Genomic DNA, 12,895 nt, shown 5'->3' with positions numbered 1-12,895 from the left:
CAATCGGGAGACTCCGCCCGCAATGCATAACATCGTAGGGGAAGATCATGCCACCTATGTCCGTTGACATCGAGAGAACTACATGGTTGCACAAGCCTAACGTCAACGTGAGATGTGTAGCGCGCCGCGTAGGCATCCTGTTGTTCGATCGATTCGGTTTGCTGGGCGCAGGCATCGTGGCTGAAATGTTCCAGACGGCCAACGAGATTGCCACCGCGCATGACGGCGACGCCCCCCCTTATGAGGTGCAGTTTCTGTCGATAGACGGCGGCAGCGTCTCCAGCTCATCGTCCGCGCGGATGTGGACAGATAGTGTCGACGGGCGCTACAGCATCGGCTTCGATATGCTGTTCGTGGCGGGCGGATGCGGCGCCAACGCGGCGGCACGCGACGAACGTCTGCTCAACTGGCTGCACTCAGTGCGCGCCCGAACCCGCAACATCGAACCCATCGCTGAAGGCCGAATAGTCCTCGCGGCCGCTGACATCGCCGAACACGGCGACGTTGCACACATGAGTCCGCATCAGGTGCCTGTCCCGAGCAATGGTGGACTCAGCGAAGATAACGATCGCCATGACTCGAACAAGCGAGCGTTGATGTTCATCAAGCGCGATCTTGGGCTGGATGTTGCCCGCAACGTCGCTGACCGCGTGATGCCCGGCATGGGCGCGGCGTTGATGCCGCGGATGGCCGAAGGCGGCACGATGAGCGTAGGCGAGAAGATCCGTGCGGCGGCCCGCTGGATGGAGGACAACTGCGACCGCCGTGTTTCGGTGGCGGATGCAGCGCATGCGGCGGCGATGAGCGAGCGCAATTTTCTGCGGCGCTTCAAGCACGAGATGCAGGTCACGCCGTCGGATTATCTGCTGCAGGTCCGTTTGCGCATTGCCTGCAACTTCCTCAGGGAAACGGAACTGCCCGTGGACAAGATTGCACGGCGCAGCGGCACCGGCAACGGCGACCGGCTGGCGAAGATCTTCCGCAAATGCATGGCGCTCTCACCGACCGAATACCGCGCACGCAGCCGGACGGGTACTTACGAATAGAAGCAACAATCCTTGGGGTGCACGCGCGAAGCCATCGCCACCATCACGCCACTCATGCCGTAGTGTCTTTTGTCATGTCTCACGGTAGCGAAAAGCATTGTCCAGATCCGCGCGGAGCCGATATCGGCTAGGAGATGGCGGTCCCCACGAAAACAGGCGCGTTACCTTGTTAGGCGCGGTGTGCGCATGCTTAATAAGGGAGAACATCCGTGAGATCGATCAGGGTTCCGCTTGTCTCCATGATGTTTTCATTTGACGGCCGCGCGGCCATCTGGGTATTGATCCAGCAGGTTGTTGTCCGCGGTCCGGTGGCATGAGCATGAAAGTCACAGAAACCGCGCTTCCGGAAGTCAAGATTGTCGAGTCGGACCTGTTCTGCGACGAACTGGGCAGCGTCTTCGAGACTTTCAACGCCGATGAGTTCGCGAGCGGCGTGGCCGCGGATGTCGAATTTGTCCAGGACGATCATTTGCGTTCACGGCGCGGCGTATTGCGCGGGCTCCATTATCAGATCCAGCACCCGCAGGGCAAACTCGTGCGGGTCGTGGTGGGTGAGGTGTTCGATGTGGCGGTGGACATTCGCCTCAGTTCGCATAACTTCGGCAAATGGATCGGCGTCCATCTGAGCGCCGTCAACCGCAGGCAGATGTGGGTGCCGCCGGGGTTCGCACACGGCTTCGTCGTGATGTCGGATACCGCCGAGTGCCTGTGCAAGGCCACGGACTACTGGTATCCGGAGCACGAACGCAGCCTGCTCTGGAGCGACCCGGATATTGGCGTCGACTGGCCGATCGAGTTTGCACCGATCCTCGCCGGGAAGGACCAGGCCGGTAAGCGCTTGTATGAGGCTGAGTATTACGCGTAAGGGGCGGTGGCCGTGCAAGCCCTGCGCACGTCCCTCGGCGATGAGTTGAATATCTATCGCACAGGGCTTTAGGCGACGTGATCCGATACGTCACACGCAGTTTTTACGAGATTTTTTCTTGCGGGCGATGACCGGCCAAACCTACACTTCGATCAACCTGATGAATCTGGATGGTCAAGGTGAACAAACGCGCAGCCCTGCAACAGCCCAAACGGATTGAGTACGTACGGCGTGGCCTCGGCCGCATCGAACTGCGGCGCTTCGACCCGGCGCGCGATTCGTTCGATGCGCTCACAACCATGCTGCACCGGGCGTTCGCGCGGCTGGGTGCGATGGGGCTCAACTGCACCTGCGTCGATCAGAGCGCCGCTGTCACCCGCTCGCGGGCCACGCGCGGCGACTGTTACGTGGCCGTGTGCGACGGCCGCATCGTCGGCACGATGACTCTGTATGCGCCGGATCAGGAGTCGTCCTGCGACCTGTACCGGCACGGCGAAGTCGCCAGCATGCGCCAGTTCGGCGTCGAGCCGGCCTGGCAGGCGCGCGGCATCGGCACCTTGCTGCTGGCGTTCGCAGATCACTGGGCCGCCACGCGCGGCTACGCGGAACTCGCTCTCGACACTCCACAGCCCGCCGCGCATCTGATTGCGTTCTATCGCGGTCACGGCTTTCGCATCGTCGACTTCATGCGCTTTGACGGCAAACGCTACGACAGCGCAATTCTCAGCAAGCCCGCCGTGGCCGCACGGACCTCTCGCAACATGGTCACAGCGCCTCGAACTGCCGCGCCGGCAGATTGCCCGCGCAGCGTAAGGCGTCAGCGATCGATGCGAGACCCCTCAAACAAACGAGTAGAAGGACTGAAGAAACAGATGGTGCGCCCAAGACCAGGGATGATGTTCCGAGGCATGCTCAAGGTCGTGCTGATTGCGATTGCAGCGAGCCAGATTCTGACCACTGCATTCACCGTGCTCGCGCGGCAGATTGATGCGGGCCTGTCGCCGCAGATCATTTCCGTGTTCGGCTTTGTGACGTGCGGCCTGATTTCGATGTGGCTGCAGGCCGATGCGCGCCGCGCGTTTGGCTTTGCGAAGGAGAAGGGCTTCGTCGCAGCCACGCGAGACGGACAGCCGGGGCCGCGAATCGCCGCCGATTGTCCGCGGCGCTGGCTGGTGGTGCTGCATATGGAACTGAATCCGGCAGCGGCGACGCCTTGATGCGGGCTCGCCTCGCGTGATCCGGGCCGCAACTATTGCAAGAGGAAGCGGCAACTATTGCAATATGCGGCGGCGCGACAGCGGCTTTTTCGCCGTCGCGTTGCAACGCGGCCGACGAGGCGAGCCGACTGTCAGCGTCTCACCACGCCCATCAGCAAGGTCACGAGGAAGATCACGATAAAGATGAAGAACAGGACCTTGGCGATTTCGGCCGCACCGGCGGCGATGCCACCGAAGCCGAACACCGCGGCGATGATGGCGATGATGAAGAAAATTGCAGCGTAGCGAAGCATGGGCCTCTCCTCGGTGGATAGCTGGAATGAGTGATACGGCGAGCCACCGTTAGTCGCTATGCGCCTGCATCGATGCAGGTCCAGCGCGTGTGTGCCGCCGTTTCCTGGAGGAGCAACTCCTGTGCCCAATGGTGAAGGTTGCGCACGATGAGGATGGTTTGACGCGCTTTGAGATCAAGAAGGTTTCGATTGAGCGGTGAGAGAGACAGGCGCGATGTGTCGCACAGCTAATGAGCGTGCACTGAACGCAGCGTAAGCGCCGCACCTTGCCAGGCGGTGACGCGATTGCGCCCAGCTTCCTTGGCGCGATATAGCGCGGCGTCGGCCTGGGCGAGGAGCTCGGCGGCCGGAATCGGCGCGCCCGGGTAGAACGTGGCGACGCCGATCGAGACGCTCACGCTGCCCGCATCGGTGAAGGGCGCCGCGACGGCGAGCCGCGCGACCGCCGCATGCAGGGTCTCGGCGAGACGCGCGGCCATTTCGAGCTCACAGTCCGGCAGCACGACGACGAACTCTTCGCCGCCAAAGCGTGCGACGAAATCGGCCCCGCGCCGCAGACTCGCCTGCAATGCGCCGGCCACGGCAACGAGGCATTCGTCGCCACGCAGATGGCCGAGCGTGTCGTTAAAGCGTTTGAAGTGATCGATGTCCACCATCAGGATCGATAGCGTGCGTTGCTCTGCGTTAGCCGCAGCGAGCGATGCGGGGTAGCGCTCCTCAAAGTAGCGCCGGTTGAAGATACCGGTCAGTCCGTCGCGCGATGCGTATTCGCTCAGCCGCGCGTTGGCCGCGTGCAGTTCGCGGTACAGATGGCTGATCTCCCAGATCAGTACGCCCAGCACCGTGCTCGATGCCAGCACCGACTCGAGCCGCGCCAGATACCAGCCCATGCTGTAGCGCGAGTTCGCTACCAGCGTCACGACGATATCGCCGAGGCCGGCGAAGAGCGCCACGCCCAGCCAGAGGTCGAGCAGTGTCCGCAGCCTCGTGGTCACGACGAGGTAAATGAGCGTGAAGGCGCTGACGATAGCGATGCCGCGGCCCGACGGGCTGTACATCAGCCGCTGGTAGGTCTGAGCGTCCATCAGCTTCGGCAGCAACGCTTCACCGTGAATAGCCAGCGAGCAAAGGAACAGCGACAGGCAGACCGGACCGCCCACCAATATGAGGCCAACAAGGCGCGTCTTCGCCTGCGCTACCGGCACAGGGAAGCGGCGGCGCACGAATAGCGCCGCGAGGATCAGTAACGGCGAGCCGCAATGCCAGAAAGCCCAGATCCACACGGCGCCCTGCGCTCCGGTGCCGAGCAGGCCGCTCGCGGAAAACACACCGGGAAACACCAGTAACTGGATCGCCACGGTGACCGAGGTGTAGGCATAGGCGCCAGCCAGCGCGGCGAGGAAGGGCCCGCGCGTGATCACGAATTGCGTCCACAGCAGATAGGCGGTAAGGCCCTCGGTGGCGAACACGGCCATCGCGAACAGCGGCAGGAACGCCGCGATATGCGGCTCGGCGAGGGCGGCGACCGGCAGTGTCGCCAGTACCACACACAGAATGAAGCCCGCCACGGCGTACGCCGCCACGCGATGTTGGCGGGTGACCGCCAGACTCATGATGCTGCTCTTCATGCGACGCTTGACTGGAGTGGTGAGATAGGCGGCGAAAGCTGGATGAAGGGATTCGAAATGTTGGGTCACGCTATCAATCGCGCATTCTATCGACTGGTGTGCGGTTTGGGCGCTGCCTGAATGTGGGCGACGCGGATTTTGCGATGGGCTGTTGGAGATTCGCCGCAGCGCAGTTTCGCTTGGGCCGCGGCGCTGGCGCTTGACCGGACCGCTTCATGGGGGCGCATTATGCATTGCGCATTTTCCGCGCGACCTGTGGGTTGTGCTGACGGCCGCAATCCCACTAAATAACGATTTTGAATAGCACCGCAATGGTGCCAAGGTGATGGGGAAATGGCGTCGGAGAACACGCGGGAAAGTCACAGAAAAGACACCGAAAAGACCTTCGAAAAAACCGCAATTCCCGACTAGATATAGCGCCTTAAAGGAATAGTTTGCACTTTGCGAAGTCATGCGATAACGTTTGCGTCATATTCGTAACACAAAATAAATAGAACAACCGTGCGTTGGTGCACGCCGGATTTCAACTGTCAAAGATCGTCAAATGCGAAGTTCGCGTAGCTTCCGATTTGACGTACGTAAAACGTTTGCGGGGTCCATTGTGCCCGCTTGTTCTCGCAATTCACCGCTAACTCCTTGATCTGACTGATGTTGGGAGGGGATGTGTTGCAAAAATACCGCTTTTCTTCCGCAAAGGACGCGCTAAAATGCGCGCCGAATCTCAGTCTCGGCCTGTGTCTCGCGCACCTTGATCCATCCTGTCTGCAACAGCGTGAATCCAGCCATTTGCTTTTCCCGTATCTGGAATGCTGCCGGTCGGTATCGGCAGGGTTTTTGAATCGAATCGGTAAATTTGGCCCATCGGGGTGGGCCGTGCATCGCCGGTTGCCAATAAAACATCCAAAGCGATCATAAGAAATCAGATGCTAACAAGGATTGCGCCGATTTTCGGCGGTCGAGTGGAGGCCCTGGGGGTGGCGCCACTCAATAAGCAGATTACAGGGCACGCGATTATTGAGTCTTTGGCATGGGGGATTACCCGGATATTCGCTCCGGTTAAAAAGCCAAATTGCTCAATATCGGCACGGACTGGCGGCACGCTTGCGAAAAGCGCGCCGGGTTGGCGCACGGCCGTGCCGATCGTGTTGTTGGTGCTGGCGACGAGCCTCGCGCCCTGGCAGCCCGCGCACGCCGGAGATGCGCCCGCGGGCGTTGGCCACCCGGCGCAGCCGAATCTGGCGTTCTTCTACGGCGCTAATCCGCCGGTCGACCTGCTACAGGCATTCGATGCCGTCGTGGTCGATCCGGCGCGCGGCTTCGATCCGGCGGCGCATCCGTTGCCGCATACCGTATGGATTGCCCGCACGCGTCCAGCCGACTCCGGTGTGACGTCCGAGGCTTTTGCACAAAGCCTCGCGCCGTTGTGGCAGCACGGTTATCGCGGTTTCCTGCTCGACACGCCGGCGGCGATCGCGGCCGCCGAGGCCATTCGCGCCACGCATCCTGATGCACGCCTCGTCGTCGCGGGCCCGGATGCGCTACGGACGGCGCAGCCGCATGCAAAAGCGTTGTACGCGGTCGTGGGCGATTCGCTCGTGCGGGGTCTCAACGAGACCGGTACGCTGCCCGCTGACGTGCCGGACGCCACCCGCGCGAGCCGTCTCGCCGCCGACCGCGCATTCACGCAGCAGACCGGTGTGCCGGTCGTTTCGCTCGAATATTGCCCGCGCACCGAGCGCGCCTGCGCCCGCGCGACAGCGGCCACGGTGGTGGCGACGGGCGTGGTGCCGTATGTGACGGACGCTGCCCGCGATATCGTCGGCGTGGGGGCGATCGAAGTGCTGCCGCGCAAGATTCTGGTGGTGCAAGACCCGGCTGCGGGTCTGCCGCTAGACGAAACGCCGGGCGTGCGCGATCTCGCGACGCCGCTCAACTATCTTGGGTACGACGTCGAGTACGCCGACGCCAACGGCCAGTTGCCGAACGACATCACGCCGGATCGGTATGCCGGGGTCGTCGCCTGGTTCCAAGGTGACGATCTGCGTGACAGCAACGCATGGCGCAATTGGGTGGAGGCGCGCATGGCGGCGCATGTCCCGGTCGCATTTATGGGGCAGTTTGGTTTCGACGCCGAGCAGGACGACGGCACGGCGCTCGATCTGCTGGCCGTTGCCGGCCCCTTCAACGACGCGGTGCAGATCGTCTCGCGAGATCCGATGATCGGCTTCGAGATCGACCCCAAACCGGGGCCGCGCGACCTGACCGGTATTCAGGTGGGCGCCGCGAGCCGTTCGCTGCTGCGCGTGCGCTCGGGTAACGCTACGCTCGACGAAGTCGCCATCACGCCGTGGGGCGGCTTCGCGATGAACCCGTACACGATCGTGTCGTTGAACGGTATCGGTCAGGAACGCTGGGCGATCCAGCCCATGTCGTTTCTCACGGCAGCGCTGCGCCTGCAGCAGATGCCCGCTCCGAACGTGACGACTGAAAACGGCCGGCGCCTCTTCATGACGCACGTGGACGGCGACGGCTTCGCGTCACGCGTGGAATTCCCCGGGCCAGACTATTCGGGCGAAGCGCTGTATCAACAGATCTTCACGCGCTACAAGATTCCGATGACCCTGTCGGTCATTGAAGGCGAAGTGGGCGCGAAGGGCCTGTATCCGCAGATCTCGCCGCGTCTCGAAGAAATAGCACGCAAAATGTTCGCACTGCCGTACGTCGACATCGGCACGCACACCTATTCTCACCCGTTCGAGTGGGAGGACGTCGATGCGACGACGGGTGAGCGGATCGATCGCGGCGGCGGCGACACGGCGTTCTCGCTCAACATCCCGAACTACAAGTTCAATATCGATCGCGAGATCAATGGCTCGATCGACTACATCAACTCGCGCCTCGCGCCGCCCGGCAAGAAGACGGTCATCCTGCAGTGGCCCGGCAACTGCGAGCCGCCCGCGATCGTGGTGCGCAAAGTCTACGCGGCGGGCATCGACAACATCAATGGCGGGGACACGGTCATCACAAAGAGCGCGAACAGTTGGACCAATATCGCGCCAATCGGTGTCGACAAAGGGCCGGGTGCCTATCAGGTGTATGCGCCGAATCAGGACGAGAACGTTTACACCAACGACTGGCTCGGCCCGTTCTACGGCTTTACCCGGGTACTGGAAACCTTCGACCTGACCGACAAACCGTTGCGCTTCAAGCCGATCGACATCTACTACCACATGTACAGCGGCACCAAGGTCGCGTCGCTGCATGCGCTCGACCAGATTTTCTCGGCAGTGCTGAAAGAGCCGGTGCTGCCGGTACGGATCACCGATTACACGCACAAGGTGCTTGACTGGCGTTCCTTCGCGGTTGCCCGTGCGGTCGCGCCGGCTGGCGTTGCGGGCAGCGCCGGATCGAACTGGATAGTGCGCGGCGACGGCGAAGTGCGCGAACTGCGTGCGCCCCCGGGCAGCGTGCCGGATCTGCGCGCATCGGCAGGTGTCACCGGCTACTACGTGGGTTCCGATGGCACGTACATCCACTTCGCCGACGGTGCCGCGGCAGTGGCGCTCACACAGGCCAACGCGGCGCAGACGGCGAATGCACAACTGCCGTACATCGCCGTGGCCAACGGTTATGTCCGTCAATTCAGACGTACATCGCACGGTGTTGCATTTGAGTTTGGTGGTTATTACCAGCCGTTTGTCCAACTCGCAAACGCTGGCACGTGCAGTGTCCAGGTTGCCGGCCGGCCACTGGCCATACAGCGTAGCGGCGCGTCCCTGCGTTTCGAAACGCCCGCGAGTGCGGCCTTGCAGATGAACTATCAACCGGTCGAGGTCAACTGTGCGGGATGAGCGTCCACGTATCGCCCCGACATGGCTCGTCCTGGTGCTCGCTGCCGTGGTGCCGCTGACGATGCTCGCATCGGCGCCGCGCGGTGGGCTGGAGAAGCGGGTGGCCTCGGTGGGGGCGCCGAGTGATCTGAGTGCCGCCTACCTCGAAGCCTGGTCGAAGGTCCAGCCGAAGAACGAGGAATTCCTCACGCTGCTAGGTGCGCAGTACGCGTCGCTTGGCCGTACTGACGATGCCGAGCAGGTGGCCGCGCGGATGGAGGCGCTCGGTTCGAGCCACATGCGCCTGGCTGCGATGATGCTGCGGCTGTCGATCGCCGAGCAGCGCACGTTTGCGATTCCCGAGGACGATCCTCGCCGCGGCCCCGCGCTCGCGAGTCTGCGCGAGCAGTTGACGCAGGCCGCACGCTTGCCGTGGGCGCCGAAGGATCTCGAATGGCTGGCACAGCGCAGCGCTGCGGTTGGCTTGCCCGATGTGGCGCTGCAACTCTACACGCGGCTTTCGGCGGGCGATCCTGAAGGCCGCGAGCGCTGGGATACGCAGATCACACGGTACGCTTTGGAGACGGGTGACTATCACGCCGCGGCCGACGCCTGGTTCCGCCAGCAGGCCGTGGCGAAGACGCGGGAAGAGCAGCGGCGCTGTTTCATTGCGGGGATTCGCACGTTGCAGTCAGGCAATCTGTTAAGCGACGCACTCGCGGCAGCCGATGCCCATCTCGGCGCGCTTGATACCGATCCGGCTACCCTCGTCGTGTTGCTCAATCTCGCGCGCGCCGCCAACCGGCCCGATCGCGTCGATCAATACGCGAAGATGCTCGCGCGCTACGCGCAGGCGCAGCCGCAAGTGCAGCCGTCACAGCCGGCGTATGCCTATATGGATGGTCCGCTTGCGTCGCGCCATGGTTTCGCGACGGTGAGCATGCGCGAAGCGACCGAGTGGTGGGGCACGCCGCATGTGCGGTCGCTAGATAGCAGAGCCGGTGTGCACGTGATCCGGGTCGCCGCGAGCAGCGCTTCGAACCCGGCGCCGGCGCTGGCGCTGGCCTCGGCGGCCGTGGCGGCCGCGCCGGCTGCGGCAGCCAGGCCGACCTCCGAAGTCGTCGCGCAGGGTAACGCCAAGGACCCGAAGGTAGCCGACCTCGTGTTTCAGTCGTTCGTCGAATCAGGTGATCTCGCGAATGCCGAGAAAATCGCCCAGCAGCAGGTGCAGCGCGATCCGCGCTCGGTTCTGTGGACGAAGCGCCTGGCGCAGACCGCGGAGTGGGACCGCAACCCGATGCTCGCGCTGAATTCCTGGCTCGACTACGCAAAACTGTCGAACGATCCGGTTGGTTGGCAAAACGTGCTGCGCATCGCGCCGATGCTCGACGACGACGATGCTTATCTTGCGGCCCTCGTTCATCAGGCACAGGCATCGCCCGACGATCTGAAGCTGGTCGACAACGTGATCGCGACCTACGAGCGGCTTGGTCGGCCGGATGACGGCCTCGCGTTTCTGCGCGGTTTGCCGCGCGGGCGCAACGCCGACGCCGTCGATCAGCGTATCGGCGCGCTCGCCGAACGCGCTGGCCACGACGATCAGGCGCTCGCAGCGTACCGCGCCGTGCAGGTGCGCGACCCCGGCAACGCGGGCGCGGCGCTGCGTACGGCGAGCGTGCTGTATCGCGAGGGTGACTACCGTGCCTCGTTCGCGGCACTGCAAAGCGCACGCAGCACCGCGAAAGACAGCGATACGGACTACTGGCGAAACTACGCCGAACTCGCGCGACTGTTGCAGCATGACGCCGATGCGAACGAAGCGTACCGCCATCTTCTCGCCGGTGGCGACACGACGCCGGAAGACCTCGGTGACATGACGTATTTCTTCGATCCGTATCCGATCGATGCAGCACGGATTGCCGAATTGCAGTACCGCCGCGATCAAACACCGCGTGCGCTGCAAAACGCGATCTACTACTACACCGACGCGCAGGCGCTCGACCGTGTGGCCGCGTTGCTGGCGAGCCTCACAGCGCAGGAACGCAAGGAAGCGCTCGCGTCCCCGGGCGTGCTCGGGGTGCGAGCCGAATACTACCGGCTGACCGATCAGCCCGCGAAGGCGCTCGACGATCTGAAGCACGCCGTCGATCTGCCTGGCGCGACTGCGGACCTGCGTGCGGCCTATCTGTGGACCCTGATCGACTATGGCACCGACGCGGAGCTGGATGCGACCTTGAAACGCTGGCGTGGCACAGAAGACAGAAGTGCCGTGCTATGGGAACCGTACGCAGCCGCCGAGATGCGCCTGAGCCGTCCGGTGCTCGCGCTTGACTATCTGCGGCGCGAGTCGGCTTCGTTGTCGCGCGATCCGCTGTGGCTGATGACTTACGCCGATGCAGAGGAACTGGCGGGCCGGCCCGACCTTGCCTGGTCGATCCGCCATAAGGTGTGGCAGCAATTGCAGCAGGACGAAGCGGCGCTGGCCAAGCTGCACGGCGCGGCACGTGCCGCGCAGCGAGGCCGGTCCGGACAGGATGCTGAAACGCTCGCGGACATCCGCGGCCGGCGCGTGACGCTCTCATCGGATTTCCAGACCGGCGACGACTCGGCCGCCATGCTGAACGATCTGTTGGCCGGCACCCAATCGTCGGATAGTGTGAAGTTCGCGCGCCGTACGTTGCTTGGCACCGCTAAGGGCCTGCCCGGCGCGGGACCCGATGCCGGCATCGACACCCAGCAGAATAACCGGTTGCGCGAAGCAGTCGCCAAGGACGTCGCCATCGCGTGGGCGTTGTCCCACGAAGGCAATCCTCTCGCGAAGCGCTGGCTCGCCCAGCAATACGCGGCGCGCCTCGCTCAGCCGGCCGATGCGCGCCTCACGATCGCGCTTGCGGAAAACGATACCGCCGCGATGGAACAACTGCTCGCGCAGGAGCGCTCGCGGCTACCGCTGGACGATCGCATCGATGCCGCGGTTGCAACCGACCGGCAGGGCCGTGCGCAGCAGCTCGCGTTCAACGGGCTCGAGGGCGCTCCCGACAACACCGACATCCATACGCACCTCACCGAGACCACGCTCGACTGGCCGCAATCGATCGATGCGAGCGTCGTGAACAACGTCGAACATCCGCTCGACTACGTCGCGCAGACGCTGGCCGGAAGCCGGAAAATCGCCGATCACTACCTGATCGGCGTGACGGAATTGCAGAACTTCCAGCACTCGACGGATGTGACCCAACTCGTCAACGTGCCATCTGTCGACCGCTCGCTCAGCTTCTTCCTGCAGCGGCAAACGGTCGACTCCGCGGCCAGCATAACGGCGGGCCGCCGCGATGCGCTCGACAGTTTCTACACGCTGCAACTCGCGGCGGAAACGGGTCGCAACTCGGACCTGCAGTTCGGCGTGCACGCTGGCCGCAACCAGGTAGCGGACGAGGACCAGTTCCTCCAGGTCGGCGGCATGAAGGACAACGTGGTCGGCGACTTCACGTGGCGCGCGACCCAGCGCCTCACGATGACGGGCAGCATCGAAGGCGACCGCTTCTACAGCCAGGCACGCGATTACATTGGTAGCGGACTGCTGGAAAACGGCGAAATCGCCTACCGGATCCGCACGGGCTACCCCGATTACACGTTGCGTCTGGTCGGCGAGCACGGCGGTTATGGTGCGAGCGGCGGTGCCGACAGCCTGATCTCGCGGCTCGAACCGGCGGCACTGCAACCGGCTCTCGCGGGGGACTTCCTGCCGGAAAGCTACTGGCAGTACGGCTTGTACTTCGGCTTCGGCAACGACCTGCTCGATCAGTACACGCATGCATGGCGGCCGTTCTTCGATATCGGCATCCTGCACAATTCGGTGCAGGGCTGGGGACCTGACATCAGCCTGGGGCTCGCGGGTTCGGTGTTCGGCGGCGATCACCTGGCACTGTATTTCCAGCACCAGAGCGTGTCGCGGCTCGGCACGCCGGTGACGGTGATCGGCGCCCGCTACAACTGGTTTTATTGATCCGGGTTTG

Annotated in this window: 7 protein-coding genes; 5 read left to right on the top strand and 2 right to left on the bottom strand. The window is 63.3% G+C overall.

The genetic code is table 11. From position 1 onward, the window contains the following. The first annotated feature begins 47 nt into the window (after nt 1-47). From P3T40_RS32300 to P3T40_RS32290, 3 genes are all read left to right on the top strand, one after another. Nucleotides 48-1,046, top strand: a complete 999-nt coding sequence (locus tag P3T40_RS32300; protein WP_429271782.1) for a helix-turn-helix domain-containing protein — start codon at nt 48-50, stop codon at nt 1,044-1,046. 313 nt (nt 1,047-1,359) lie between these two features. Next, nucleotides 1,360-1,911, top strand: coding sequence for a dTDP-4-dehydrorhamnose 3,5-epimerase (gene rfbC, locus P3T40_RS32295; RefSeq protein ID WP_429271781.1), 552 nt, complete (start codon nt 1,360-1,362; stop codon nt 1,909-1,911). A 179-nt stretch (nt 1,912-2,090) separates the two neighbouring features. Continuing rightward, nucleotides 2,091-3,128, top strand: coding sequence for a GNAT family N-acetyltransferase (locus tag P3T40_RS32290; RefSeq protein ID WP_429271780.1), 1,038 nt, complete (start codon nt 2,091-2,093; stop codon nt 3,126-3,128). A 131-nt stretch (nt 3,129-3,259) separates the two neighbouring features. Here the strand turns inward: P3T40_RS32290 and P3T40_RS32285 are convergent, their stop codons facing one another. Next, nucleotides 3,260-3,421 (bottom strand): DUF1328 family protein, encoded by a 162-nt coding sequence (locus tag P3T40_RS32285; protein WP_074265082.1) that lies wholly within the window; start codon nt 3,419-3,421, stop codon nt 3,260-3,262. Nucleotides 3,422-3,648: 227 nt separating this feature from the next. Beyond that, on the bottom strand, nt 3,649-5,049 hold the full coding sequence (locus tag P3T40_RS32280) for a sensor domain-containing diguanylate cyclase (protein ID WP_429271779.1): 1,401 nt from the start codon (nt 5,047-5,049) through the stop codon (nt 3,649-3,651). A gap of 1,133 nt (nt 5,050-6,182) precedes the next feature. On the opposite strand from P3T40_RS32280, the gene P3T40_RS32275 reads away from it, so the two are divergent. Both P3T40_RS32275 and P3T40_RS32270 read left to right on the top strand, forming a co-directional pair. Beyond that, nucleotides 6,183-8,900, top strand: a complete 2,718-nt coding sequence (locus P3T40_RS32275; RefSeq protein WP_429271778.1) for a sugar ABC transporter — start codon at nt 6,183-6,185, stop codon at nt 8,898-8,900. After that, nucleotides 8,890-12,885 (top strand): tetratricopeptide repeat protein, encoded by a 3,996-nt coding sequence (locus P3T40_RS32270; RefSeq protein WP_429271777.1) that lies wholly within the window; start codon nt 8,890-8,892, stop codon nt 12,883-12,885. Before P3T40_RS32275 ends, P3T40_RS32270 begins: the two co-directional genes overlap by 11 nt. Nucleotides 12,886-12,895 lie beyond the last annotated feature (10 nt).

The organism is Paraburkholderia sp. EB58, from assembly GCF_050436665.1.
In the GTDB taxonomy this organism is placed as follows: domain Bacteria; phylum Pseudomonadota; class Gammaproteobacteria; order Burkholderiales; family Burkholderiaceae; genus Paraburkholderia.
Note: the sequence above shows the minus strand (reverse complement) of the source record. Positions and strands in the feature narration are given on the sequence as shown.